This is a genomic window from Marmoricola sp. URHA0025 HA25, from assembly GCF_054059435.1.
The window spans coordinates 1-26,587 of the sequence record NZ_JBSSCD010000001.1 but is presented as its reverse complement, the minus strand read 5'-3'; the positions used below and the strand labels follow the sequence as shown (position 1 = coordinate 26,587).

Sequence of the window (26,587 nt, the reverse complement as noted above, 5' to 3'; positions counted from 1 at the left end):
GCACGGATCCGGACGGGCAGCGAGCAGGGGGTCAGGTGCCATCTCAGCACCCACCTTGATGCCCGCCACTGCCGCCTCGCTCGTCGCCCGGCGATCGGGGGTTGCCTGCACGTTGACAGGGAGCCATCCAACGACTTACGTTCTCTGTGAACATACATCGTTATCTGACAGAGAACAAAGGCAGTGGGCCAATGCGCCCGCTACCTGTTGAGCAGATGAGAGGTGCGACAGATGTCGTCAGCGAACAGTGAGAGCTACAGCGGTCGCGCCGCAGCCCGCGACGATGAGCAGGGAGTGCCGGCTCTCGAGTTGCTCTCCGGGCTGCGTGTCGTCGCGTTCACAACCTTTCTCGTCGGCCCGGCCGCGGTGCAGTACCTGGCTGACATGGGCGCAGACGTGGTCAAGATCGAGGAACCGCACCGGGGTCCGCATGAACGGCGCTGGTCCGGTGCCGGTCACTTCGTGGGCGACCAGAGCGTTCTGTTCCTGATGAGTAGCCGGAACATCCGTTCTATCGGGCTCGACCTCAAGAGCGAGGCTGGACGCAAGATCGCAGCCGAGATGTGCGTCGAGGCCGACGTCGTCGTCTCGAACTTCCGTCCAGGTGTGATGGACCGCCTCGGCCTCGGTTACGACGACCTCAGCAAGCAGAATCCTGGCGTCATCTACGCGAGCGCCTCGGGGTATGGCGCACGCTCGACCCACAGGCACCTGCCGGGTCAGGACCTGCTCGTCCAGTCCGTCTCGGGCCTGGCGTCAGTGACTGGATCGGCCGGCGCCCCGATCGCCTCGGGGGCAGTAGTTGCGGATGCGCACGCTGCGACGCTGTTGGCTCTCGGGATTCTGGGCGCTCTCAACGAGCGGCACCGGACCGGGCGCGGACAAGAGGTCGAGGTGACGATGCTGCAGTCGTCGCTCGACCTGCAGGCCGAGGGAATTGCTCTCCATCTGAATGGCGCAGATCTCCGTCGGCCGCGCAACGGCCTAGCCACGACCTATCACGAGGCTCCGTACGGCTTCTACGAGGTCGAGGACGGGTATGTCGCCATTTCGATCAGCCCCATTGCACAGATCAGCCACGCACTGGATAGCCCGCCGGAGTTGGCGGACTATCTGGACCCCTCGATCGCATTCTCGGCCCGCGAGGACATCTACGACGCTCTGGCGCCACTACTGAAGGGGTACACCAAAGAATCCCTCGTCAAGCTGCTGCGAGATCACGACGTCTGGTGCGCGCCCGTCCAGACCTACGAGGATCTGGAGTCGGACCCGGTACTGGCCAGTCTTGGGGCCATCGAGGAGTTCGAACACCCGGATGCAGGCCGGGTCCGGGTCGTCGGCCACCCGATCCGGTACGGCAGTGGGACGGCGAAGGTCCGGCAGGTGCCGCCTCGTCTGGGCGAGCACACCCGCGAGGTATTGGAAGAGCTGGGCTACATAGCGCAGGACATCGACCGGCTCATGGAGGAAGGAAACGTGAAGTGATGGCTGAGAGCATGAAGACGCTCGATCCGACTGTGCGCGAGCCGTTCTACTACGAGGACTACGCCGCCGGGCAGCGCTTCGTCAGCCGGGGGCGCACCGTGACAGATGCGGACATTCGGATGCACGTGGGTTCCACGGGCGCCGACCACCCCAACCACACCGACGACGAGTACTGCAAGAACCACCCCGTGCTCAAGGGCGTCTGCGCACACGGCCTGCTGGTGCTCGGCCTGGTCGACGGGTTCATCACCGACGAGCTGCCGAAGTACATGGGGCCCTCAATGAACTACGGGCACGAGAAGGTCCGCTACATCGCGCCGGTCTATGTCGGCGACACGATCCACGCAGAGATCGAGATCGCTCGCTGCCGGGACAAGGACGAGACCTGGGGGCTCCTCGAACTCGAGGTCAACGCCGTGAACCAGGACGGCGTCTGCGTCCTCTACGACTACCACATCCTGATCGTCCAGAAGCGCGCGTCCGTCGCGTCCTAGACCCCCGGAGACCCCGAACCATGAGCAGAATAGACGGCACGACGCCGTCAAGTGAGCACTACGACTTCATCATTGTCGGCGGCGGATCAGCGGGCTGCGTCTTGGCGAACCGGCTGTCCGAGGACCCCACGACCCGGGTACTGGTTCTCGAGGCGGGCAGATCCGACTACCCGTGGGACCTCTACATCCACATGCCCGGCGCCTTCCAGTTCACCCTCGGCAAGAGCCTCTACGACTGGAAGTACCAGTCCGACCCCGAACCACACATGCATGGGCGCCGCATCGCACACCCGCGCGGCAAGGTGCTCGGCGGCTCCAGCTCCATCAACGCCATGAACTATCAACGCGGCAACCCCCTCGACTTCGAACGGTGGGGCGCGGACGAAGGCATGAAGAACTGGGACTTCGCCCACTGCCTGCCGTACTTCAAGCGCATGGAAGGCTCGACTGGCGACCAAGACCTCCGCGGAACCGACGGCCCGCTCAAGATCGACCGCGGCCCGGCGAAGAACCCACTGTTCGACGCCATGTTCGCCGCGGCCCAGCAGGCCGGCTACACACTGACGGACGACGTCAACGGCTACCGGCAGGAAGGCTTCTCGGTCTTCGACCGCAACATCCACCAGGGCCGTCGACTCAGCGCCGCACGCGCCTACCTGCACCCGGTGATGAACAGGCCGAATCTCACCGTTCGAACCAACGCCTTCGTGACCGGCTTGGCCATGGAGGGCAAACGAGCAGTCGGGGTGAACTACCGGCGCTACGGGAGAAACCGCTCGGCGCGCGCCGCCGAGGTCATCCTCTGCGGCGGTGCCATCAACTCCGCGCAGCTCTTGCAACTCGCCGGCATCGGCGACGCCGAGCACCTCAAGAGCGTCGGCGTGAAGCCGTTACACCACCTGCCGGGCGTGGGCGAGAACCTCCAAGACCACCTCGAGACCTATGTGCAGTACGCGTGCAAGGAACCCGTCAGCCTGTCTCCCGCGCTCAAGCTGCGCAACCGACCAAAGATCGGCCTGCAGTGGCTCTTCACCCACACCGGCCCGGCTGCGACGAATCACTTCGAGTGCGGCGGCTTCATCTGCAGCGACGACACCGTCGAATATCCGAACCTGATGTTCCACATGCTCCCCCTTGCGATTCGAGTGGATGGGACCGCCCAGCCGGGACACGGCTACCAAGGACACATCGGGCCCATGTACTCAGACGCCCGAGGTTCGCTGAAGATCAAGTCGCCGGACCCGCGCGAGCACCCGTCGATGCTCTTCAACTACCTGTCGACCGAGCAGGACCGCCGCGAATGGGTGCAGTCCATCCGGATCGCCCGGAAGATCCTCACCCAGCCTGCGTTTGAGCCCTTCAACGCGGGGGAGCTGTCTCCGGGTCCGAGCGTCCAGACCGACGAGCAGATCCTCGACTGGGTCGCACGCGAGGCCGAGACCGGCCTCCACCCCTCGTGCACCGCGAAGATGGGCGTCGACGACATGGCCGTGCTCGACCCGGACTCCATGCGCGTATGGGGCATCGACGGCCTCCGAGTCGTCGACGCCTCCGCGATGCCCTACATCACCAACGGCAACATCTACGCCCCGGTGATGATGCTCGCAGAGAAGGCCGCCGACCTCATCCTCGGCAACACCCCACTCGAGCCCGATCGGCACAGCTACTACCGGCACAAGACCCGGCACCGTCCCTCGCAAGCAAATGCCTGAGCCCGGACAGCGGGATCACCGAAACCAGGAAGGAAGAGACGTGGTCAGTTCCGTCCGCACCTACGGGCATCACATCAACGGAGTCGAGACCCCCGCGGCCGAGCTCATCGAGCGACGCAACCCAGCCACCGGCGAGCACGTGGCGTCCTTCGCCGACGGCAACGCCGCGAACGTCGACGCCGCCGCCGCCGCTGCCCGAGAAGCCTTCGACGACGGTCGATGGAGCTCACGGTCCGGCGCCGAAAGATCAAGGTTGCTGCTCGCACTGTCGGCCGCCGTCGCCGAGAACAGGGAGCACCTCGCCCGCATCGACGCCGAGGAGGTGGGAAAGCCCCTCGGACTGGCTCGTGCAGATGTCGACGGCGCGATCGCGCACTTCGAGTACGCCGCCGCTCTCGCCCACGAGATCAGGGGCGACCTCTACTCCAACCTCGGCGACGACTACCTCGGCCTGGTGGCCCGCGAGCCGGTCGGGGTGGTCGGACTGATCGCACCTTGGAACTTCCCGGCACTCAGCTATGCCGAGAAGGCCGCCTACTCCCTGGCCGCGGGGTGCACCTCGATCATCAAGCCCTCGGAGTTCACCTCGGGCTCGACCCTCGAGATCACCCGCCTAGCCGAGAAGGCCGGCATGCCCGCTGGGGTCCTCAACGTGGTCACCGGCTACGGGAGAACCGTCGGCCAGGCCATCGTCGAACACCCCGCCGTCGACTTCGTCTCGTTCACCGGATCCACGGCCACTGGCCGTCAGATCGCGATCACCGCGGCAACCCGGCTCAAGCGGGTGGCCCTCGAACTTGGCGGCAAGGGCGCCAACATCATCTGTGCCGACGCGGATCTCGACGACGCGGTCGACGGCGCCCTGTTCGCGGCGTTCTTCAACACCGGTGAGTGTTGCGTCGCCGGATCCCGGCTCCTGGTCGATGAGGCCATCGCGGACGAGTTTCTCGAGCGGGTCGCCGAGCACACGCGTCAGCTTGTCGTCGGCCCGCAGGAGGACGCACACATCGGCGCCCTCATCCACGACGCCCATGCAAACCGAGTGATGGCCTTCATCGACGAAGCGCGCTGTGACGGCGGCGTCGTCGTGGCCGGCGGCGAGCGTGCAACCGCCGACGGTCCGGCGACCTTCGTGCAACCAACCGTCATCGACCGGGTGACGCCTCAGATGCGGATCTTCCGCGAGGAGGTGTTCGGACCGGTGCTGTGCGCCACCCGCTTCAGCGGCATCGACGAGGCCATCACCTTGGCCAACGACACGACCTACGGACTGGGCAACTCGGTGTGGACGAAGAACCTCGACCATGCCCTGCGGTTCAAGCGTGAGCTCCGTTCCGGCACGGTCTGGGTGAACACCACCATCGACAGCGCTCCGCAGATGACCTTCGGAGGAATGAAGGACTCCGGCTACGGCCGCGAAGTCGGCCGTGCCGGGCTCGAGGAGTTCACCGTCCTCAAGAGCTGCGTAATCCGGTCCGGGAGGCGAGCGCCGAGTTTCCAGTGAAGTCCCGACTGATCGGCTGATTCCACAGTCCCAGCTAGCAGGGGCTTTCCGGGTCCGACATCGCCAATACGCACGGCGTAAGAACCCATGGTTACCACCATTCGAAGGGCAGACGATTGACCATTGAGACCGGCCAGCCTCCTGTCGCCGAGCGCGCGTTCGCGACCGCGGCAGCCAAGTTGCGCCGCCTCGTCGAACAACATCCAGGCAAGGTGCCGGTGTACACGGTCAACGGAAAATGGCACCTCGACAGCGATGCCTGGGCGCCCATGTGGACCGCCGGATTTCTCGCCGGCCAGTTGTGGCTCCTGGCTGAGCACACCGGGGAGGCGTGGTGGCGCAGACACGCGGAGCAGTACAGTCGCGACCTCGCCGAGCGACGCTTCGACGCCGGCACGCATGACATTGGGTTCCTCTTCACCCCAAGCTGGGGCCGCTGGCGTCGTTTCGAGGACACCGAGGAGGTGCGGGCCGTGCTCGTCGACGCGGGCCGCACCATGGCGAGGCGATTCAACGAACGTGGAAATTACCTGTCGTCGTGGGTCGATCCCGGCAGCACCTTCATCGACGTAATGATGAATATCGACATCATCTGGGAGGCAGCAACGATCGCCGACGACCCGGCTCTCGCCAAGATCGCCACCGCGCACGCCTTGACCAGCCGACGGTACTTGGTGCGCGGAGACGGCACGACGGTCCACGAGGCCTGGTTCGACCCCGAGACTGGTGAGTTCCTGCGGGCGGCCACTCACCAAGGATGGCGGGCGGACTCCTCCTGGGTACGCGGCCAAACCTGGGGCATCTACGGCTTCGCAGCGGCGTACGCCCGCACCGAAGACACAAGATTCCTGGATACGTCACGTCAGTTGGCAGCCACCTACATCGCGAGAACGCCTGAGCTCGTGCCGCCCAACGACTGGGACGAGCCCGCGCCGGCGCACCGGGTGGAAGCCTCAGCGGCAAGCGTCGCCGCAGCAGGACTCGCCTACCTGGCAAGCGTGAGCGGGGATGAGTCCTACGCGGACCGCGGCCGACAGATCATCCGGCGGCTGAGCGAGCCCGACTATCTCTCCTCCGAAGCGGAGGAGTGGGACGGCCTGATCCAACAGGCCACCTACCATCAACGAAACAACCTGGGCGTGAACGAGTCCGTCATGTGGGGCGACTACTACTACCTCGAGGCAGTGCATCGCCTCTACGGAAAGGGCACTTGGTGCTAGTCGGCCCCGGCAAGGTCATCCAACAGCTGACCGCGGCGCGCATCGTGCCCGTCTACACGGCGCATGCCCTTGATGAAGCCGAACCGGTCGCGCACGCCCTCGTCCGTGCCGGCCTTTCGGTGGTGGAGGTAACGCTGCGAACGTCGGTCGGCATCCAGGCCATCGCCACCATGTCAGATGTCGACGGCATCATCACCGGCGCGGGAACCGTAACAACCGCTCGTCAGGTCGACGCGGTCGCGGACGCTGGCGCCCAATTCGTGGTCAGCCCCGGCCTTGACGCAGAAGTCGTGGCGAGGGCACTCAAGCGCGGTTTGCTACCAATCCCGGGCGTGGCGACAGCCACCGAGGCCCAGGCAGCTGCTCGCCTGGGACTCACACTCCTGAAGATCTTCCCGGCAGACCTCACCGGCGGACCGGCGTTCGTGAGCGCATTGTCGGCACCGTTCCCGCACCTACGGTTCATGCCCAGCGGCGGCATCGACGAGACGACAGCAAGCCAATACCTCGCCCTTCCCACGGTGTCTGCTGTCAGCGGCAGTTGGATGTTCCCCGCTGACTCGATCGCAAAGGGACGTTTCGAAGACATCGAACGCCTGGCACTATCGGCGCGCACCACAGCGATGAAGGCGGCCGGTCCATGAGTCACTCCGAACAGCCGCAGCCGCAGGTCGTCACCCTAGGCGAAACCATGGGCCTGGTCTCCTCAGAAAATCCCGGACCGATGATGCGCGGTTCGTCGATGCGCTTGTCCTTTGGTGGCTCCGAAAGCAACGTCGCCATCGGCCTGCGACGCCTCGGCATCCCATGCGCCTGGATCGGTCGAGTCGGCGACGACATCGTGGGCCACATCATCGAGCGAGAACTAGCCGCGGAAGGCGTTACAACCCTCGTCCATCGAGACCCGGCACGGCCCACTGGTCTGATGGTCAAGGCACGGCGCTCCGACCAGTTCGCAAGCGTCACCTATTACCGCCGCGGGAGCGCGGGCTCAGGGCTCGCACCGGATGATGTCCCAGCCGACATCCTCACAACTGCAGTGCTCCTGCACGTCACGGGCATAACGCCGGCGCTGTCCGCATCGGCGTCAGAAGCCGTCGAGCACGCCGTTCATGTCGCGAGTGATGCAGGTGTATTGATCTCGCTGGATCTGAACTACCGCTCGCGACTGTGGTCGCCTGAGCACGCGAACGTCGTCTACCAACGACTGCTTCCACAAGTAGACATCGTGTTCGGAGGCGAGGACGAGGCGAGCATCGTGGTCGGCGACCGGAACCCGGAGTCGCTAGCACACGCGCTGGCCGAGTACGGGCCGAAAGAGGTGGTCATCAAACGAGGGGCGAGCGGAGCGCTCGCGTGCGCCGAGGGACGCTCGACAACCATCCCGGCCGTTCCGGTCCATCCAATCGATACAGTGGGAGCGGGAGACGCCTTTGTAGCGGGGTATCTGGCCTCTCGACTGCGGAACGAGCCGATGGCCCGGCGTCTGCGCACTGCGGTCGTGGCCGGCGCCCTTGCCTGCCTTACAGTCGGCGACTGGGAGGGACTGCCGCACCGCGACGAGCTCGAGCTGTTGGACTCCGAGGAACCTGTCTTGCGCTAGTGATACGGCCGATTTGGGCACGGGGCGCTGCCCTGACGAAACGGCGGCTATCGACCGTGCGATCCTCTTTGGGTTTGCGATCGCCCTTCATCCTGTGGCCGCCTCTTGTAGCGGCCGGTCCGCGAGGCGCTGGGATTACCATCCCGCAACGTGTAGCGTTCGGTAGCACAGACCCCCTGTTTGTGGCGAAGAACGAAGCCGCCACCGTCAGGGTGGCCGTTGGCGACGTTGCACGGAAGGTGGATCGAGTGGTGGCTGGTATCCAGGGACGAGAGATCCGTCCCGTCCAAGCGCTTGTGCACGCGGTCGAAGTCTTGGAGGCGCTCGCCGTGCACGGGGAGATGGGCGTAAGCGAACTCAGTCGCGAAGTTGGCCTCAGCAAGACCGCGGTCTACAACATCCTCGGCACCTTCGAAGGCACGCGCTTCGTCCGCCGAGATCCGGGATCTTCGCGCTATCGACTCGGATGGAGGCTCCACGAGATGGGCACCCTCGTTTCGGGTGCCAGCGAGCTGAGCCCCGTCGCCACGCGTCCGCTCCTTGAGGAGTTGGCGCTGTCCACCCGGGAGTCGGTGCTGCTGGGGATACGCGACCGAAACGGTGTCACGTACGTTGATCGGGTCGAGAGCGACAGGCCTCTCCGTATGGTGGCGTCACCTGGGCGTCAGAACCCGTTGCATGCGACCGCGTCTGGGAAGGTGCTGCTTGCCCACGAGCTACCAGAGTTCGTCGAGGAAGTGCTCGCCAGTGGCCTGCCGGCGTACACGGCCAAGACAATCACTGATCCCGACCGCCTGCGTATGGAACTGAAGCAGGTAGCCGAGCAGGGATACGCGCTCTGTATCCAGGAGCGCGAGGCCGACCTCTCGAGTATCGGCGTTCCGGTGCGCGACTACACCGGCCACGTCGTCGCGGCGCTTTCGATCGCAGCACCTGCGCTGCGCCTGGAGGATCAGACGGTTCGCGACAGCGTGCTCGCGGATATGCGGGTCACGGCGGAGAAGCTTGAGTCACATCTCGGCGCGCACGCCTGACAACACTGTCAGCCGGTCGGAGGCAGGACTGGCGAGGGTTTCGTCTGCCGTTCCGGTTCGTCGAACGTCGATCGGCATCGGGTACCAGTGGGCCCGTCGACGCTTGACCGCACTCCTCTTGGCGGAACCTTCGCCTACTCGGTTATCGGCGAAGATCTCGGACAGGAAGGACAATCGTGCTCAGACCGGACCCTCCGACCAGGAGTTCTTGCGTGGCCACCACATAGTCATCCTCGCCTTGGTCGCCCGTGTGCAGGTTGCGGTCCCACCGAGGAAAGTTCGAACCCGTGACATGCACGCGCAATCGGTGACCAGCCTTAAACACTACGTAGGTATTCCACAGATCGACCTCTATTTCGCGCCATGCCCCGGGCTCGTGGACCGCCCGAACGACTCCGTCGCAGAGATTGATCGAACTCCCGTCCGGGTAGACGTTGCAAAGCCGAGCGACCCAGTCTGCTGAGACGACATCGGCGCGCGCCGTGAGCCTCACGGTGACTCGGCCACAAACCTCCAAGTCGTCCTCGAGGGGCGGCGAAGAGAAGACGAGCACGTCAGAACGGTCCTCTATGGCTCGCTGGGAGACTGGACCTATGGCGAAATGCGTGGTCGCTACGCCGTTCCCTCCCACCGTAGGGACGGGAGAGCCGGGATCGGAGACGAAGTCTGCGATGCTCGCATCCGTCGACGTGCCCGAGAGAAGTAGATCGTTAGGCGAGAGTTGCCAGGCCACGTCGCGGACATCTTCAGGTGGCCAAGTTGTCTCGCAGCGCCATTCATTAACGCCCATTGCGAAAACGTGAACAGGCTGATCAGTTTCGGAGAAACCGTGGGGGCGGGGGCTCGACCATTCCAGATACTGGTCGATCAGGCTCTCGCCGTTCGGTCCACAACTCTCTCGATTCGCATGTGCTCCGAAGTGGAGTTCACCAATGGGATCCCCGAAGGTGAGGTGCGTCCACGGGCCTATGGTTAGACGGCAAGGGCCTTGGTCCTTAAGAGCGTGAAAATTGTCGATCGCTCCTTGCTGGAATTCGTCATACCACCCGGTCCACAGAAACGCGGGTAGCTCACCGACGGTATCCAGTCGCGGACGCAACCCCCTGGGCAAGGTTCCCGTCCGAACTGCGTTAAGGGCGCCAAGGTCGCCAACGCCTAGTTCGTCGAGCAGATCTGAGGAGTGGGCCGGCAGGCGCCAGTACGCGTCGACGTCAGCCCGTACCATCTGCCGCGACAGCTCGTTTTCGAGATCTCTGCGTTCGACCGGCGTCAATTCCTCTCGGCGCGCTATCGCTGCGTAACCGTTCTCCAACGCCCACCGATAGGCCAGGCCGAGTTCGAGGCAGCCACCGCGTGCAAACAACCCGTCCATCGGGTCAGACCACGCTGCACCTGGAGCAATAGCCGCTAGCGACGGGGGCAGCTCCACCGCGGCCGCGAGTTGCGCAAAGCCACAGTAACTGGCGGAAAGCATACCCACTGTCCCGTCGCACTCGGGGCGTCCGGCCAGCCATTCGATGGTGTCGTACCCGTCGGTCGCCTCAAATTCGTAGGGACTCCACTCCCCCTCGGAGCGGAACCGTCCGCGCACATCTTGAATGGCGACGACGTATCCCCGTGCGGCCAGCGCGACTGCATTGAATCCCGCCCACGTCTGCTGCTCGAGGTCGTCCTTCCCGTAGGGGGTTCGGACCAGAAGCCCACGCCCGGGGACGCCATGCGCAGGAGAGTACAGGTTGGCTCGGAGGAGGATCCCGTCCCGCATCGGCACGTCGACATCGATTGCGACCACGACCTCGCTCGGCGATCGCTCAGCACTGCTGACCATTAAATCTTCACTGCCAATCAAGTCGCAATCCAAGGGGCACTTCGTATCCAAGTCGGCTCATGGGGTCACCCTCTGCACAATCAATCGAGTGACCCCATGGGCCGTTGCTCAGCCTCGTGCGCTTTCAACGAGGACCAAGCAAACTACCCGCCGCTGGTGAAGGTGTCGACGTTGTCCTTGTCCACGACAGTCAGAGGCGTGTTAATCGTCGAGCTGATCTGCTTTCTCTGTAGGAGCTTTGCCATTGCGTCAACGGCCTCGCTGCCCTCCGCGGCCGTACCTTGGTCTCCCACCGCGGCAACTCGACCAGAGCGGATCAAGTCAGCGAGCCTCGAGTCGAGATCAAGCGTAAGAAGCACGGTATTTGTGCTGTGGACAGCTTGGCTCGCACCTTGACCGATGGGTCCATTGGCGGCGAACACGGCACCAAGGCCTGGATGAGCGGTGAGCAGGTTCGTCGTCTGCGTCCTAGACTTCTCAAGAGACAGGTCGGTTGAAGCCGTGGCGACGACGTCGAAGCCGGCCGCCTCCGCAGCCTCCTTGAATCCGGCAACCCGCGCGTCCATAGAGGCGTCGACGCCAGGCGCGAACGAGACAATCCCTACCTGCTTACTCGAAGGCGCATGATTGCCGAGCCAATCTCCCATGATGGCCCCGAGCTTGTGGTGGTCGGCGCCGACGATCGCCGACTGACACTTGATCCCCTCGGCAGGTGTGTCGATCACGATGACCTTCACACCTTGGTCGCAGGCCTTGTTCACCGCCGCGGTCTGCGCCGACGGCCCAGTCGGCATCACAATCATCCCGGCAGGTTTCAGTTGCAGGCTGGTCTCGATGAGACTGTTAAACGCTGCTGTGTCTGAGTAGTCATTCCCGGTCTTGAACACCAGCTCGTAGTCGCCCGGTAGCGCCGCGGCAGCCTTCTTCATCCCATCGCACATGGTGGCGAAGCTCTCGATGAAGTTGCACGGCACTGGCATCGCAACGATCAGGAGCTTCTTCCCACCCGCCGCGGCCGGCGAATCAGATGAGCTGTTCGATGAGCACGCGCTAACGAACGCACCGGAGACCAATAAGCAGGCGGCCATCAAGAGACCCGACGGCCGAGCAATCTTTCGAAACACAAGTTTCACCCTTCTGCTCTTCACGGCGCCCTCGAGAGGCCATGTTCTCTGCCACAGATATGTGGCCTTACACACAATCTGAAAACGCGCGGACTCTTATCCAGTTCTCGACGCCTCCGAGCGCTGGCGATCTTTCGACGCTCGAAATCTGAGCTCGGCTGGGACTCTTAACCAGCCTGCCGCGCTACGCCGCCGACGATCATTGACACCATCTCTTCGTGGCGATCGCTCGTTGCCTCGCATTGACCAACGAACCTGCCTTGCCGAAGAACCACCGCCCGGTCCGCAACTTCGATTACCTCTTCGAGGTTGTGGCTGATAATCATCACTGAAATCCCGGTTGCTGGCAGTTGCTTGACCAAGCGAAGAACGTTCCCCCGCTCACGGAGGCCGAGAGCGGCCGTGGGCTCATCAAGCACCACCAGGTTTCGCGCGAAGGCGATTCCCTTAGCAACTGCGATTGCTTGCCGCTGGCCACCTGAAAGGAGACCCATGGGCGACTTCAGGTTGGGTACGCGCACTTCAAGACGATTCAGCGTGGCGCGGGCTTCAGCCAGCATGGCCTTACGCTGCACTACGCCAAGTGCTCCTGCCCATGTCGGTCGTCGCAGCTCTGAGCCTGCGAACAGGTTCTCCGCTACAGAGAGGTTGTCGAAGAGCGCGAGGTCTTGATAAACGATCCCGACCCCATTTGCTCGAGTGTGCGCAGGCGAACCACCGTCGACCTGATTGCCCCTAACAGCAATGTGGCCAGAGTCGGGGGTATAAATGCCAGCGATGCATTTGACCAGCGTCGACTTTCCTGCACCATTGTCCCCAAGTAGGGCCACAATCTCGTTCGCGCCAACGGAAAAGCTGACACTGTCAAGCGCCGCGTGAGTTCCGAATTGCTTCGTCAGACCGACGACATTCAGGACTGGGTCTGCACTCACGGCTTTGCCTCCGCCTGAAGTTGTGCCTGCCGGACGCGAAGGCGGCCCTCGAGGTTGTTGCGGAAACGATCAAGACCCACAGCTGCGACCAATACCGCACCGACAGCGAATGGTGTCCAGTTCGGTGAGACTGAGAGCAGGGTCAAGCCGTTTGTGATGGATCCCAGGATGACGGCTCCAACGAGGGTGAACCACGCATTTCCGCGTCCGCCCGACAGACTCGCGCCGCCGATTACTACTGCCGCGATCGCGAGGAGGATCGAGTTGCCGCTATCCATGGCACCCGCACCATTGCGCCCCAGGATCAACACCGCCGCCAAACCGGAGAATGCGCCTGCGATTACGTAGACACTGAACATGACTCGTCTGACGGGGATTCCAACCTTGTCCGCCGCATCAGCGCTGCCACCGATCGACACAATCCACCGACCCCAGACGATCCTGTTCAAGAAGAGGGAGAGCGCGGCGGCGGACACCACCACCAGGACAATCGGCCCTGGGATGCCAGCGAGCTTGTCGTTGGCCAAAGCCGTGACGTAGTCGGGTACGTACGGAATTTGGGTTCCGCTGGAGCCGACTGCCGAAAGGCTTTGGACTACGTAGAGCATCCCCAGCGTGACGATGAATGCGTTGCCGATTCGCAGCCCGACGATGATCGTGGAGTTGACGAATCCAACCAGGAGTGTCGCCGCCAGGATCACGGGCACCACGGCCCAAGCCACCCCTGGATGGTCCCGAGAGAACACGGCTCCGGCGACCGTCCCGAGTCCGACAGCGGCCCCGAGCGAGACATCGAGCGCTCCGACGATGACTACGACCATCGACCCGAGGGCAAGCAACCCGACCGCGCTGGACTGGACGAGCACGTTCTCGAGGTTGTCCCGCGTGAAGAAGTACGGCGTCAGGGCCGCGAAGACCGCCCAGATAGCAAGGAGGACCGCTAGTGGACCTGCCGCCAGTACACGAAGGGCAAGTGCCAGGCCAAGGCCTCGGTTGCCCCTCTTTGAGACACCGGCAGACTCGTCGCCCGCCACTCGTCTCGCATCGGAGATCACGCCTACGCCCATCGTCGTCTCTGACTCTGTCAACGGTCCTGCACCGGCCGCAGGCCGGAGCCACTAAGTTCCGGTTCGGAAGCGTCGACCCCATCTGTCTCGAACATGGTCTTCCCAGCGTGGACCAGCCAGGCTTCACGTCCCGTCCTGCTCATTCGCCATACGAGAAGTACTCCGACGAGCACCCAGGCAGCGAAGACAAACGGTGACCAAGCCACCGGTCCCGTCGGCAGTGGCACCACTGACTTGTAGCCGACCCATACCAAGGCTGCGGTAGAGATCACCGGGACAACTCCGTGCAAGAAGAAGCGGAAGTGGGATCGGCGCTCGGTAAGGAAGTATCGAATGACTCCCACATTGCCAGCGCTGTACACGAAGATCAGTCCAAGCGTGATCACGACACCAGTCATGTAAAGCTCTTGATCTGGGCCGATCCAAAGACCCACTCCGAGTCCATACAGCACGGTGATGGTGGCCTGCAGCCGGATCGCGTTGATAGGCGTGCGGCGCCTCGCACTAACTGCGGCCAAGGCTGAAGGCATGACTCCCGACCGCCCCATTGCGAAGAACATGCGCGTGGAGGCGTTTGCAGCCGCGATGGCGACCGCCAGACCAGAGTTGATAATCGCAAACAGAGCGATCCATTGGGCCCCACCGACCAGGCTCGACGCTACCTGGAGAAGCGGGTTCTCCTCCGTCGCTGCCAAGGCATGCACGCTGTCGACCCCGAATGCCGTTACGATGCCCCAACTCGCGATGACGTAGAAGGCTCCCATAGCAAAGATGGACCCGATAACCGCAATCGGCAGGTTCCGTCGTGGGTTGACGCTCTCCTCGGCAAGTGGGGCCACGGACTCGAACCCAGAGAAGGCCAAAATCGTGAACACGATGGCCAGATACAATCCGTGGCCAGAAGAGGCGTTAGCCGGATTGAAAGAACTCAAATTTGTTCCGCCGGGTCCCGGATTGATCAGACCGCCAATTGCGATCGCCAACACAATCCCAATTTCGAGGCAGCCAAGGGTCACCATTGCGCGCGCAGAGACCTTCGCCCCCCGCATCAGAAAGGCAGTCACGATTCCCGCTGCGACGAGGAAGATCGCCCACCATGGGACCGCGACGTCATAGTTGCTCTCGAAGAACGCCGACACGATATATCCGAGGTATCCCAAACTGATCGTCCCGGCGAGCGGCCAGACCAAGAACGAGATCCACGCCGTTAGCAGTCCAGCTCGGGCATGGATCGTGCGACTGACGTACGTGAAGTAGCCGCCTGCCGATGGGAAGTTCTTCGCCAATTCCGTCACACCGACACCAACAGTCAGCACCACAAGGAACCCGGCGAAATACACGATCGGCGCAACAACTCCCACCAGAGACGTGACGAATGCGACCGTGGTCGCGACCCCTGTCGCGGGTCCGATGTGCGTCACTGCCTGCATCAGAACGTCCGTCAGGGTGAGGACGCCCGTCTGAAGGCTCGGCTTTCCTTCAGGGGACCCAGGTGTACGCGTTTCGGTCTGTCCAACTGCCATTGGTCGTTCCCTCGCTCGTCTTGCCGACTGCCCATTGTTCTCGTGGAGAGAACATTACTCTGTGACAGGGAACACTACGCCGGGTGCATGGCTGCGTCAATGTTCCAGTCGTGTACGCGCTCTCCGCTCCGGCCTGTCTGCCGTCGGACCATGCGTTCACGTGTCCGTGGGCCCAGCCTTCCTGTGCTGCTGCGGCAATCGCGGATCGGAACGATCTCTTTCGTCCCAGTTGTGAATGAGCCGACATAGCCGCCTACTGCATCCGTCCCTACGACGACGGGCGACCAGCGAGCATGAGTCCGTGACTGAACTCGCCGGCACCGTGCCCGTCGACGTGGTCCTGGCGATCCTCGCCGCACGGCGCCCGGTGTTCCACTCCGAGGCCGACGTGCAGCACGCGTTCGCGTGGGAAGCCCACCAACTCGACCCGAAGCTCGAGGTGCGACTGGAGACCCACCCAGAGTCGAACGCGCGACTGGACCTACTGCTCGCCCGGCCCGACCTTGGCAGGCACACCGCGGTCGAACTGAAGTACCTCACCGCTCTCTGGAGCGGAGACGTCGCCGGCAGCTTGCCGACGCCGACCAGCTGCTCGTGGCCTGGCTCGAACCCAACGGGATCCCGGCGACGTAGAGGCCGAACTGATCGCAGCCTTCCGGGCTCGCACTGGGGCGCTCCCCTACGCCAACCTCAACCAAGGCCGACGCAGGCCAACTAACTGGAGGTGATGCCATCGGCCCTACACAGCGTCTGACCCGCACGCCCGTTTGCTCGACCGGCCTCCCCACTTTCCACGTATTCCCTGCCGGCGGTAACCGTTGCGGCAGGATGTCGCTTACGCGCATGCGAACAAGAGGAGCAGACGACCGGTGGCAGAAGAGACCATCCTGGATGAGGCAATCGCCAGGATCGAGGATGCGACTCTTCGTCAGCGCATCGCCCGCGAGGTCGAACTGCTGCGCGGCTCTCGGCGGTTCGGGCTGGTCTTCGACCGTCACCTGCCCGAGTCCGTACGCCTCGCAGACCACCCCATCCGCAAGGGCGTCAAGGTCACCCTGCGAGACGAGTCGTCCCCCGAGACCTGGCGTGTTGTCGGGTTCACCGACCACACCCGTCAGACCGCGATCCTGGGCGACGACGCCGGCGAATACCCGGTCACCGACGTGGTCGTGGTCCGCGAGTTCGGCGAGCCAGTCTTCCCCGGCCTGGTCTCCGTCGACCGGATTCCCAATGGCGCCGACGATGCCCCGTGGCACACCGTCATCAACGGCGAGAACTTCCACGTCCTCCAGGCGCTCCGCTCGACCCACTACGGCAAGGTAGACCTGATCTACATCGACCCGCCGTACAACACCGGCAACGAAGGCTGGATCTACAACGACCGCTACGTCGCAGATCAGGACCGAGCGAAGTCCTCGAAATGGCTCTCATTCATCGAGCGCCGCCTGCTCATCGCACGTGACCTGCTCAAGCCCACCGGCGTCATCGTCGTGGCGATCGACGACGGGGAGCAGGCGCGCCTCAAGATCCTGATGGATCAGGTCTTCGGTGACCAGAACTTCCTCGCCAACATCATCTGGCAGGGCAGCGGGAAGAATGACGCTCGCTACACCGCGGGTGGAATCGACTACATGCTTGCCTACGCCAAGGACGAGCCCTCGTTGGCCGAGAACGAGATTAGGTGGCGGATGGTCAAGCCTGGTCTCGATGTCGCCCTCGACGCGGCCTTTAGGGCGTGGGAGGAGTCGAACCACGACCCGGCCGAGGCGACGAGGCTTTATCGATCAGCGCTCCGAGCACTTCGCGGCCAGCTCGAACCGGCAGTCTTTCGCTACGACCAGATCGACGCGCACGGTCGCGTCTTCCAAGCGGGCGACCTCAGCAGCCCCAATCCGCGAGAGAACCTCAAGTACGACGTCGTCCACCCAGTCACCGGCCGCGCAGTCAAGATGCCGCAGAACGGTTGGCGCTTCGACGCCTCAGCGATGGCCGAGCGTCTCGCCGACGATCGGATCCTGTTCGGACCTGATGAGACCACATCACCGCGGCTGAAGCGTCTTCTGATCGATCAAGCCGACCAGGTCCCCTATCCCACGTTCACCATGCCTCGGATGCCTGGTTCCAAGAGGCTCGAGCAGATTCTCGGCGACCGCCGCTTCCCCTATCCCAAGGACCACGAGGTCCTGGCGCGCTGGTTCGGCGCCGTCGCTCCTCGCGATGCCGTGGTTGTGGATTTTTTCGGCGGTTCGGGAAGCACTACCGAGGCTGTGCTCCGACTCAATGCCGAGGACGGCGGGACCCGGCAGTCGATCCTCGTCACGAACAATGAGGTCGGAGCCAAGCAGGCGCGCGAGCTCCAAAGAACCGGCCACCACCCAGGCGATCCCGAGTGGGAGGCCATGGGCGTCTTCGAGTACGTCACCCGGCCGCGGGTATCGACGGTTGTCACCGGCAAGCGGCCTGACGGGTCGCCGTACTCCGACGGCCTCTCCGCGAACGTTGAGTTCCTCCGGATGAGCTACCTAGACCCGGGCATGGTGCGACGCGGCCGCGAGTTTGAGGCGATCGCCCCGCTCCTCTGGCTCGAGGGCGGCGCGATCGGCGAGCGCATCACCGAGGAACCCGCGGCCGGGTGGGCGCTCACCGATCACTACGGGATCCTCTTCACCGTTGACGCGGTGGCACCGTTCGCCGCCTCAGTTAGCGAGGCAACTCAAGCCGAGCGGACGCCGCGAGTCGTCTTCATCATCACGGACTCGCCCACCGAGTTCCAGGCGGCCGCCGAACGGCTCCCGGTTGGGGTCGACGCCGTGAGGCTCTACGAGTCGTACCTGGCCAACTACACGATCAACGTGCTCGGGGGTGCTCGATGAGGTTCACCCTCGAGGACTACCAGGTCGCCGCGACCGAGGGAGTCCTGACTGGCATCGCTCGCGCACGACGGGACTACCGCGAGGACGGCGAGCGCACTGCGGTCGGTCTGACAGCGCCCACCGGTGCAGGCAAGACCGTGATCGCCACGGCAGTCCTTGAGGGGCTCTACTTCGGCACCGCCACACGAGAGGCCGATCCGAACCTGACCGTGCTCTGGCTGACCGACGACCCCGCGCTGAACAGACAGACCATCAACAAGATCCTCCAGGCCTCGGGCGGCCGACTCGACGCCAACCGCATCCGGTTCCTCGTCGACACCGACGAGCGCACCCTGGAGCCCGGGTTCATCTACTTCGTCCACATCCAGGCATTGCAGCGCAACTCCAATCTGCACGCGGTCCGCGCGGACGGCACCCGCTCCGACAAGCGCACCTACGGCGCATGGGAGATGATCGCCAACACCGCCCGTGAGCGAGGCGGCGACTTCGTGGTCGTCTGGGACGAAGCGCACCGCGGCGCCGGCACGACCTCGACGGATCGCAAGACGATCGCTGGCACCATCGTCAACGGCGGTACCACCAACATCGGTACCCAGCAGCCTGCTGCACCGATCGTGCTCGGGATCTCGGCCACGCCGGAGAAGTTCCAGGCGGCGATGAGCGCGTCGGGCCGCACGATGCGCCTGGTCGAAGTCCCCGCCGGCGACGTACGCCAGTCCGGCCTGTTGAAGGACCGGATCCTGCTGCGCAACATTGCCGAGGACCAGACCGCAGACAACACCATGCTCGCCCTTGCCGTTGACGATCTGAAGGACTCCATGATGGCGTGGGCGAGCCACCACGAGGCCAGTGGGGACAGGCTGGTCGACCCGCTTCTGGTCGTCCAGGTGCCACCCAAGGTCACTGAATCCCGGCTGGGCGAGATGCTCGCCGTGATCGAGTCCAGGTGGCCCGAGCTGAGCGACTACGCGATCGCGCACGCCTTCGGCGACCCCCACGGCCCGCTCAAGGTCGGTGACAAGACGGTCCGTTACCTGCCCCCCGAGGCCATCGCGGGCGACGACCGTGCGCGCGTCGTGCTGTTCAAGTCCGCCCTCACCACGGGCTGGGACTGTCCTCGTGCCGAGGTGTTGGTGTCCTTTCAGGGCAAGGACTCGTTCACCGAGATCGCTCAGTTGATTGGTCGTCTGGTCCGCACCCCTCTCGCGCAGCGCGTCGACGCCGGAGACGACCGGCTCAACGAGGTCGTGGCCTACCTGCCCGGCTTCAAGACCGAGCACGTCATCCGCGTCGTCAAGGCACTGACCGAGGACGAGACAGTCGAGATGGAGGTCGTGATCGCGCCGGTGGTGTGCCAACGCTCGAGCGATGTGCCGGCCGAGCTCTTCGAGCTGCTCGACACGCTCCCGTCCTACATGCGCCTCAAGGCCGCCTTCTCGACGCGCACAGCGCAGCTGATGCGCCTAGCAGCCACACTCAACGAGCACGGCCTGGTCGCCAACGCCTCGACGAAGGCCCGAGCGTGGATCGTCAACCAGATGCGCGCCGCCGACTCCCAGCAGCAGGACGAGATCGACGCCAAGGTCACCGACACGCTCGCTCTCACGGTCGGCACCCTCACGGTTGGCCTTGGTCCTGAGATCACAACGTCGACGAGCACCACCGACTCCCCCACTGTCGAACGAGACCTCGACGGCTACTACACCCGTGCGCAGCGCCTTCTTCCAGATGGGGCGGCGGCCTGGTATTTCAACGACCTGTGCGACCGGGGGTACGACGAGATCGACGCCGGCATACGCCTGGCTGCCATGGCAGGCCTCGGGTTCAAGGACATCATCGAGCGACAGGCCACCGAGCAGATCAAGGCATGGCGCGACGCCCACGCATCCGCGGTCTCCCGCATGCCTCGCGCGACCCGAGACCTTATCGAGCCGCTGTGGTATTTGGGTTCCTCCCCCATGCACCCGACGACAGTGGAGGCCCGACAGACGTACGCCGCGGCGTCCGAGAGGATCGTTGGCGCGACAACTGTGGCGATCAAGACGTATCCCAAGCACCTGTACGTGATCCCGGTCGGCGCCAAGGGAGCCGGCGAGTTCCCGGCTGACACGTCGAAGTCAGCTTGGGAGGCCGAGGTCCTCGAACTCGAGGTCGCGGCGGCCACTCTCGTCGGCTGGTACCGCAACCCGTCCTCGGGTCGCTACGCGCTCGCGGTCCCCTACGAGTTCGGGGAGAAGACGTTGCTCATGCACCCGGACTTCCTTTTCTGGCACGACGACGGCGCCGGCGAGTACGTGCTCGACATCATCGATCCGCACCGTCACGACCTGGTCGACGCGGCCCCCAAGTGGGCAGCCTTGGCCAAGTACGCCGCCGACCATCCCGACCGTGTCCGTCGAGTTCTCGCAGTGATCCGCGACGCGCACGGCGATCTGCGTGCGCTCGACCTAACGGCCCCGGGTATCGCCGAGAAGGTCGCTGCGGCGACGAACAAGGACCTCATGGAGGCCCTGTTCACGAGCGAGGGCATGGCCTACTGAGGTTCCGCCCTGGCCAGCGGGTACAGCCGCCACTTCAGCGACCCATGCCCTGCCCAGGCGCGAGGTTCACCCCATCAGTCCTCGACGCTCGGCCTCGGGCCGGCGCAATGCGCCGCCGATCTGCCGGCCTGCTGCTCCCACCTCTCGGCCGAGGCGAGGGCCTCGGCGTAGCGGGTCGTGAAGATCGAGGCAGTCAGCCTCTTCGCGGTCGATCTGGGCCGACCGGTAGTAACCGTCGATGCCCTCGCCGCCCACGTACGGCTCTCGAAGTCGTGTCACCGGCGCCGCATGCTCACCCTCAACTGGCTTCTCCACCGCGCTCACCTTCCTTCAGATGGTCAGTTCTCGACGTCGCCGAGAATCTCGCCGGACGTGGTGTCGACGATGCTGAGCCGCTTCGGGGTGACGCTGTTCCGCCCCGCCCGCGCGGGACGTGGGAGGTTGCTGAGGGCGTCGAGGTCGACGGCGTATGCGTTCTCGCGCTCGTCGAGGGACTCCTCGGAGATGTGCCGGGTGTAGCGGCCACGGGAGGGCCAGCCCTTGTGTCCGTCGCCGCAGTGGTCCTTGAGGCGGCCGCGCATCCGGTCGATGAAGGAGGGCAGGACGTAGCGGTGCCATTCCTCGAGCGGGTCGCTGGTGACGCCGAACATCGTGCGGCGGCGCTGGTCGGCGACGACAGCGACCTCGTGAACGATGTGCGGGTGTAGCGGCCAGCAGCTGGGGATCAGCGGGGCGACGTCCCAGCAGTATTCGTGGTTGAGCCAGGTGACTACGTCCTCGAGCCAGGCCCACACCTCGTTTCGCAGCTCGGGGTCCTGGCAGGTCTCGGGATCCCAGGGCTTGGGGAGGTTGAAGATCGGGCCGAGGGCCTTCTTCTCGTCGTCCGTGCCGTTGATCGCGATGTTGAGTTCCTTGTACGCCAACGCGACCCTCAGACCCGGGGTGGGGAAGGGAAGCACCATGAGCTCGTAGGAGACGCGCTCGGGGCTGATCGTCATCGGTAAGTCCTCTCCATGTGGTCGTCGACATGGATGTCAGGGGTGAGCCCGCGGCGCCGAGCCTCGACGAGAGCGGCTTCGGCGGCGGCCTCGGGGGTCACGATGAGGCGCTGGGACTCGTTGAGTTGGTTTCGGAGTCGCTTTTGGTCTGCGAGCAGTTGGCGGCCGCGGTGGCCTTCGATGCAGCGGTTGAGCTTGGCGATGATTGGCTTGCCGTTCTCGGCGATGACGAGGGCCTGGCCCTCGGGGAGACGGCGGATCTCTCCGGAGGTGAGGATCGGGATGTCGTCCCCGGAGATGGTGCGGCCGGCCATGGCGCCGGACTGCCAACTGGTGCGGTGGACGCGGACGGTATCGAGCAGCTCGGAGATCTGCTGGTTGAAGTTGCCGTCCTTGGAGCCGCCGAAGATGGTGAGCACGTTGGTCAGCCCGATGACGGCCTCGGCTTCCTTCTCACCGAAGATCGCGTCGAGTTGGGCGCGCACCTGGGCGGCCCAGATGAAGGAGAGTCCGAGCGCCCGTTCGTTGGCCATCCGGGTGCGCAAGGTGGGCAGCGGCGCGGTGGAGGGCATCTCGTCGAGAACCGCGAGCAGCGGCGGGCACAGTCGGCCGCCGTATGGGGACTGGTTGGCCAGCAGCAGCCCGGTGTCGAGGACCTGCTCGGCGACCGCGGTCATCATCGGCGAGGCCGACGCGTAGGGGTCTTCGCGGCCGAGCAGGTAGATGGTGCCGCTGCGGCGTACGACATCGAGAAGATTGGTGACCGGCCGGTCTAGGCTCGGCACGCAGCGACGTCGGGTCTCTTCCTGGAAGAAGAGCGCCATCGCCTGCTGCATGGTGGTGATGGTGTTGCCCGCGGTGCGGTCGTCGCCGTGGAGCGCGCGGTGGAGCAGGCCGTTCCAGAACTTCGCGGCGTGCGGGTGCTGGGAAAGGGTCTCCTCGGGTTCGGTGGTGCCGGTGGGGTTGGCGACCCAGGCCAGGACGTCGTCGAGGTTGCGGCCGGTGAGCGCGGCGGCGTGAAAGTAGCACTTGAGGACCTTGGCGGACTCCTCGGCGTAAAACCGGGCAGCGTCATCGCCGGACCCTTCGGTCATGGCGCCTGTGACGGTGCCGGCGGCGAAAGCCTTGGCCCGGCGCTCCGCGATCTTCGAGGAGACGCAGCCGTCGATCGGGTCCCACACGACCTCATCGACGACGCCCTCAGCCAGGCCGAAGGGGTCGAGGACGACGCAGGGCCGGTCGTCGCGGGAGCGTTCGGTCAGGCTGAGCAGCAGGTCCTCGGGCTTGGTCAGGGTGACCAGCGCGGCTCCGGGCGCGTCGAGTAGCGCCGGGGTGAGGACGTCGAGGGTCTTGCCGGATCCCTGGGGCCCGATCACGCCGGCGGTCCGGTCGAACGGCACCCACAGCTCACCGCCGCGGGGCTCGTGTGCGTCACCGAGGCACCAGCCGACGTCGGTGGGGTTGAGACGGATCTTCCTCACAGCCAGGTCCTCGTCTTCTCGGTGTTCTGGGTCTTCTCGACGCTCATGGTCGGTGGCATGTCGTCGCTGTCCCCGCTCGGCAGGAACTGCTTTGACAGGCCGCGGCCGAGCGGGCTGCTCTCTACTTCGCGCATGGGCTCGGCGTCGCCATAGACGACCTGTTGGGCGGGCCGCGGACTGCTTGCTGCCGTACAGGTCGGGGCGTACCACTCCAGCGACCTTCCACAGCCGGGTGCGGCCCAGGAGCCGCTCGGCCTCCTCGCGGCTGGCCATGCCCAGCACCCGCCATGGGCCCCAGGCGCGCAGCACGTAGAACGTGGCAAGGCCGTAGGCGATCAGGAAGAGGAGTTCGGTGCCGATCAGCGAGCCGTGTAACCGGCTGGTGCTGGCCAGGTGGGCGAGCTGGTGCGGGTGGGCGATGCCGGCCGCTGGGTCGCCGCCGATGACCTCGAAGATGCTGGTGACAACGTTGCTGGCCAGGGGCCAGGTGAATCCGGCGCCTGCGAACCAGTTGGCCAGGCCGCGGCCGATCTGGATGCCGAGGAGAAGGACCATCAGGAGCATCAGCGCCCACAGGGCAAAGGGCTCCCAGGTCCAGGGGTACGGATCGTGCCGGCGGGCGACCTGCATCCGTTCGCGAGCAGCCATGGCGGTGAATCCTTCGAATCGGAGTCGTCTGTCACCCACAGAACGCATCGAGGGTGGTCCTCGTGCTCACGCGGCGAGCGACGACTTCACCGGGGCGCCCCATGGGACGACCCAGCCCTTGTAGTCGCCCTGGCTGGCCAGCCACTTCTGGACGTCGGCGGCCGGTCCGATCTTGGCGGTGCCGTTGCCCCAGGTGTCGGTGCCGGCGACCAGGTTGTTGCCCAGGTAGACCACGACGTGGTTGTCGCCGTAATACAGCCAGGCGCCGGCCGGCGGGCTCATCCCGTCGGCGCTGCCTGCCGCGTGGGCGGCGCCAATGGCCAGGAAGTGACTCCACGCGGAGGCCGCTGAGGTGTAGCCGCTGGAGGAGCGGCCGTCGAGGTTCGCGACGAAGTGCTGGCAGTCGTCGTACCAACTGCCGTCCGGCTCGGTGCCGAAGAACGGGTCGAGGTTCTGGCCCGTGCCGTTGAGCGCCATGATCTTCTGCATCCGGGCGACCAGCTCCCCGGGAGAGTACGGGCCGACGTAGGGAACCGAGGTGTTGGGCGTGAAGTTGCCGCTGCCGTGTATGCCGGCCGGCAGCGTGCTGCTGGCGTTGCAGGTCGCGACTGCTGGCATGGTCCCGCTGGCGACGGCCGCGATCGCTTTGCGGGCGGTGTCGCCGTACTTGGCTTCGTTGGCCGAGGTGTGTGCCGACCAGTCGTCGAACCGGCGCGGGGGCCCGCCGTCTCCCAACCGGGAACCACCGCGGCCGCGATAGAGCGCGAAGGCCCGCCGGGCGTTGGTGAGTGGGTCGTAGATGCCCGGAGGGGCGACGCCGGCGTGGATATCAGAGATCTGCCACAGTCCGTAGACGTAGTGCCGGGTGCCTGCCTCGAGGTAGCTGTTGATCGCCTTGGTGTTGTAGCCGGACTCGCCGCCCGCGATCCAGACCATCGTGTAGAGGTCGTTGCCCCGGAACCCCGCCTGGTAGGCGGCGGCCGCCGCAACCACGGCGTCGTGCAGCGACCCAGTGCTACCGCTGGCGAGTGCGATCGACTCGGTGCCCCCGGTGCCCGAGGTCGCGTTGGCTCCGAGGTTGTTGCCGCCCGTCGGCGTGGTTGCGGCGAGCGCGGAAGCCACCTGGGCGCTGGTGTGCACGAATGGGTGGTCGGTGTAGTCGTGCGCGCCGTCGTTGGTGCTCTGGTCGACCACGGTGCCGGAAAAGGTCACGCTGGGGCTACCCATGATCCAGTCGATCTGCCTGTCGGTGGGGTTGGCGGTCGACCAACCGGGTCCGGCCAGGGACAGGAACAGTTGTCTGAAGCGGGCCCGGTCGTTCATGTCGCCGGTAAGGAACAGCGACGTCGCGGGATCAGATGTCTGCTGCTGCCGCAGCGATGTTGCCTCCGCTCTCACCGCTGAGTCGCGCATCGCGTCGGTGCCATTGACCACGTCGGCGGGATTGTGGGTATTGAGCACCCAGACGTCCCCGAGCCCACTGGTGGACTTGAACCGGACCAGCGGGATCTGCACCGTTGGGCCTCCGTAGCTGATGGAGACGTACCGGGTCTCGACGACGCTCCAGCTGGCCGGCTGATAGGCGATCGCGTCGCGGGTGTCCGGCTGTCCGTGCGCGCGTCCGCGGACGATGTCCCACTGTCCACGGACGGTGTTGAGAAATGCCTGGGCCTGCGGGGGCTCGAACTCCTGGAAGCCGATGATGCTGGCGCCGGAGGCGTTGATCTTGGCGATCATGTTCGGGACGCGCGCGGAGTAGAGCCGCTCGCCGGGGTGCGGGTTCTTCTTGTAGTGCGAGGCGCCGCGCCAGTTGAGGGTGCCGATCCCGAACGACCCTCCCCCGCTGCCCGTCGTCGAGGTGGTGCACGCGGCCGCCTGGTTGATCCCGCCGACGCCGGCGACGGCGAACAGCACCAGCAGCGGGAAGAACAGCACCACTGCCAGCGGGGTGGCGACCAGCGCTGCCTTCTTCATCCTCGATGACGTTCCTTCACCGTTGCCGACCGTTCGTCGAGATTCCGGCGAACTTCTAGGCGGCGGCGTCGATGGCGGAGTTCGTGTAGAACATCCGCTTCTCGTCGGGGTGAAGGACGGTCTGGACCTTGTAGGTCGTCTCGCCGATGCGCCACAGCGCGCGGCCTTTGGCTTGGCGGGCCCATCCGGTGACGAGCTTCTGCGCCTTGGGCCCGAGGCCGAGCATCGTGTCGAGCTCCTCGCCAACCTTGCGGTCCTGGCCATGGAGGATCTTGATGTCGGCCAGGTCGATGAGGTCCTTGGCGATGGTGACGGCCTGGCTGCCGGCGTCGCCGGCTGAGAGCAGGTCGGAGGGCTTGTGGGCGACGGCGAACTGGATGTCGCCGCCCTGGCCGGCCGCGCCGCGCGAGAGCCGCAGGTCGGCGTCGAAGGACTTCACGGCCTCCACACCGAGGCGCAGCTGGAGCCAGGACTCGTCGCGTACGACGATGCGCAGGTCGCCCTGGGCGGCGATCTCACGCATGCCGCGGCCCCAGGAGTTCAAGCA

At 65.0% G+C, this 26,587-nt stretch carries 18 protein-coding genes and 1 pseudogene; 10 read left to right on the top strand and 9 right to left on the bottom strand.

Going from position 1 to position 26,587, the window contains the following annotated elements; genetic code table 11:
* The first annotated feature begins 231 nt into the window (after positions 1–231).
* The 8 genes from ACVW00_RS00095 (at position 232) to ACVW00_RS00060 (ending at position 9,052) form a co-directional block, all read left to right on the top strand.
* Positions 232–1,485 carry a CaiB/BaiF CoA transferase family protein gene (locus ACVW00_RS00095; protein WP_457108869.1) on the top strand — a complete coding sequence of 418 codons (1,254 nt, stop codon included), beginning with the start codon at positions 232–234 and terminating at the stop codon, positions 1,483–1,485.
* Positions 1,485–1,979, top strand: a complete 495-nt coding sequence (locus ACVW00_RS00090; RefSeq protein ID WP_457108868.1) for a MaoC family dehydratase — start codon at positions 1,485–1,487, stop codon at positions 1,977–1,979. The genes ACVW00_RS00095 and ACVW00_RS00090 overlap by 1 nt, the downstream gene beginning before the upstream one ends.
* A gap of 20 nt (positions 1,980–1,999) precedes the next feature.
* The gene (betA, locus tag ACVW00_RS00085; RefSeq protein ID WP_457108867.1) at positions 2,000–3,691 is read left to right on the top strand and encodes a choline dehydrogenase; all 1,692 of its coding nucleotides are present in this window, start codon (positions 2,000–2,002) and stop codon (positions 3,689–3,691) included.
* A 40-nt stretch (positions 3,692–3,731) separates the two neighbouring features.
* Positions 3,732–5,195, top strand: a complete 1,464-nt coding sequence (locus tag ACVW00_RS00080) for an aldehyde dehydrogenase family protein (RefSeq protein WP_457108866.1) — start codon at positions 3,732–3,734, stop codon at positions 5,193–5,195.
* A gap of 116 nt (positions 5,196–5,311) precedes the next feature.
* On the top strand, positions 5,312–6,415 hold the full coding sequence (locus ACVW00_RS00075) for a hypothetical protein (protein WP_457108865.1): 1,104 nt from the start codon (positions 5,312–5,314) through the stop codon (positions 6,413–6,415).
* Positions 6,409–7,059, top strand: coding sequence for a bifunctional 4-hydroxy-2-oxoglutarate aldolase/2-dehydro-3-deoxy-phosphogluconate aldolase (locus ACVW00_RS00070; RefSeq protein ID WP_457108864.1), 651 nt, complete (start codon positions 6,409–6,411; stop codon positions 7,057–7,059). Before ACVW00_RS00075 ends, ACVW00_RS00070 begins: the two co-directional genes overlap by 7 nt.
* Positions 7,056–8,018, top strand: a complete 963-nt coding sequence (locus ACVW00_RS00065) for a sugar kinase (protein WP_457108863.1) — start codon at positions 7,056–7,058, stop codon at positions 8,016–8,018. Before ACVW00_RS00070 ends, ACVW00_RS00065 begins: the two co-directional genes overlap by 4 nt.
* Positions 8,019–8,200: 182 nt before the next feature.
* On the top strand, positions 8,201–9,052 hold the full coding sequence (locus tag ACVW00_RS00060) for an IclR family transcriptional regulator (RefSeq protein WP_457108862.1): 852 nt from the start codon (positions 8,201–8,203) through the stop codon (positions 9,050–9,052).
* 142 nt (positions 9,053–9,194) lie between these two features.
* On the opposite strand, the gene ACVW00_RS00055 is transcribed toward ACVW00_RS00060, so the two are convergent.
* The 5 genes from ACVW00_RS00055 to ACVW00_RS00035 all read right to left on the bottom strand — a co-directional run bounded on the left by ACVW00_RS00055 (position 9,195) and on the right by ACVW00_RS00035 (position 15,433).
* Positions 9,195–10,880, bottom strand: a complete 1,686-nt coding sequence (locus ACVW00_RS00055) for a CocE/NonD family hydrolase (RefSeq protein ID WP_457108861.1) — start codon at positions 10,878–10,880, stop codon at positions 9,195–9,197.
* A gap of 143 nt (positions 10,881–11,023) precedes the next feature.
* Entirely contained in the window at positions 11,024–12,028 is a 1,005-nt protein-coding gene (locus tag ACVW00_RS00050; protein ID WP_457108860.1) for a sugar ABC transporter substrate-binding protein, read from the bottom strand.
* A gap of 143 nt (positions 12,029–12,171) precedes the next feature.
* Positions 12,172–12,936 carry an ATP-binding cassette domain-containing protein gene (locus ACVW00_RS00045; RefSeq protein WP_457108859.1) on the bottom strand — a complete coding sequence of 255 codons (765 nt, stop codon included), beginning with the start codon at positions 12,934–12,936 and terminating at the stop codon, positions 12,172–12,174.
* Positions 12,933–13,991 carry an ABC transporter permease gene (locus tag ACVW00_RS00040; protein WP_457108858.1) on the bottom strand — a complete coding sequence of 353 codons (1,059 nt, stop codon included), beginning with the start codon at positions 13,989–13,991 and terminating at the stop codon, positions 12,933–12,935. The genes ACVW00_RS00045 and ACVW00_RS00040 overlap by 4 nt, the downstream gene beginning before the upstream one ends.
* Positions 13,992–14,020: 29 nt before the next feature.
* The gene (locus ACVW00_RS00035) at positions 14,021–15,433 is read right to left on the bottom strand and encodes an APC family permease (RefSeq protein ID WP_457108857.1); all 1,413 of its coding nucleotides are present in this window, start codon (positions 15,431–15,433) and stop codon (positions 14,021–14,023) included.
* A 911-nt stretch (positions 15,434–16,344) separates the two neighbouring features.
* On the opposite strand from ACVW00_RS00035, the gene ACVW00_RS00030 reads away from it, so the two are divergent.
* Together ACVW00_RS00030 and ACVW00_RS00025 are read left to right on the top strand one after the other, a co-directional pair.
* Entirely contained in the window at positions 16,345–18,399 is a 2,055-nt protein-coding gene (locus tag ACVW00_RS00030; RefSeq protein ID WP_457108856.1) for a site-specific DNA-methyltransferase, read from the top strand.
* Positions 18,396–20,939, top strand: coding sequence for a DEAD/DEAH box helicase (locus ACVW00_RS00025; protein WP_457108855.1), 2,544 nt, complete (start codon positions 18,396–18,398; stop codon positions 20,937–20,939). Before ACVW00_RS00030 ends, ACVW00_RS00025 begins: the two co-directional genes overlap by 4 nt.
* A gap of 338 nt (positions 20,940–21,277) precedes the next feature.
* Here ACVW00_RS00025 and ACVW00_RS00020 read toward each other — a convergent pair whose 3' ends face one another.
* The 4 genes and pseudogenes from ACVW00_RS00020 to ACVW00_RS00005 all read right to left on the bottom strand — a co-directional run.
* Positions 21,278–21,937: a hypothetical protein gene (locus ACVW00_RS00020; RefSeq protein ID WP_457108854.1), complete on the bottom strand. Its 660-nt coding sequence runs from the start codon at positions 21,935–21,937 to the stop codon at positions 21,278–21,280.
* A complete protein-coding gene (locus tag ACVW00_RS00015; RefSeq protein ID WP_457108853.1) occupies positions 21,934–24,066 on the bottom strand; it encodes a type IV secretory system conjugative DNA transfer family protein in 2,133 nt (710 codons plus the stop codon). Before ACVW00_RS00015 ends, ACVW00_RS00020 begins: the two co-directional genes overlap by 4 nt.
* A 66-nt stretch (positions 24,067–24,132) precedes the next feature.
* Complete coding sequence (locus tag ACVW00_RS00010; protein ID WP_457108852.1) at positions 24,133–26,040, bottom strand: endonuclease/exonuclease/phosphatase family protein; 1,908 nt, start codon at positions 26,038–26,040, stop codon at positions 24,133–24,135.
* Between the two features lie 55 nt (positions 26,041–26,095).
* Positions 26,096–26,587, bottom strand: a pseudogene (locus ACVW00_RS00005) (ATP-binding protein); the annotation flags it as partial.

Excerpts from the sequence above, each read along its gene's own strand:
- ACVW00_RS00095 (WP_457108869.1), top strand. The coding sequence starts at position 232 with ATGTCGTCAGCGAACAGTGAGAGCTACAGCGGTCGCGCCGCAGCCCGC.
- ACVW00_RS00090 (WP_457108868.1), top strand. The coding sequence starts at position 1,485 with ATGGCTGAGAGCATGAAGACGCTCGATCCGACTGTGCGCGAGCCGTTC.
- betA (WP_457108867.1), top strand. The coding sequence starts at position 2,000 with ATGAGCAGAATAGACGGCACGACGCCGTCAAGTGAGCACTACGACTTC.
- ACVW00_RS00065 (WP_457108863.1), top strand. The coding sequence starts at position 7,056 with ATGAGTCACTCCGAACAGCCGCAGCCGCAGGTCGTCACCCTAGGCGAA.
- ACVW00_RS00055 (WP_457108861.1), bottom strand. The coding sequence starts at position 10,880 with ATGGTCAGCAGTGCTGAGCGATCGCCGAGCGAGGTCGTGGTCGCAATC.
- ACVW00_RS00035 (WP_457108857.1), bottom strand. The coding sequence starts at position 15,433 with ATGCAGGCAGTGACGCACATCGGACCCGCGACAGGGGTCGCGACCACG.
- ACVW00_RS00025 (WP_457108855.1), top strand. The coding sequence starts at position 18,396 with ATGAGGTTCACCCTCGAGGACTACCAGGTCGCCGCGACCGAGGGAGTC.
- ACVW00_RS00020 (WP_457108854.1), bottom strand. The coding sequence starts at position 21,937 with ATGACGATCAGCCCCGAGCGCGTCTCCTACGAGCTCATGGTGCTTCCC.
- ACVW00_RS00015 (WP_457108853.1), bottom strand. The coding sequence starts at position 24,066 with ATGGCTGCTCGCGAACGGATGCAGGTCGCCCGCCGGCACGATCCGTAC.
- ACVW00_RS00010 (WP_457108852.1), bottom strand. The coding sequence starts at position 26,040 with ATGAAGAAGGCAGCGCTGGTCGCCACCCCGCTGGCAGTGGTGCTGTTC.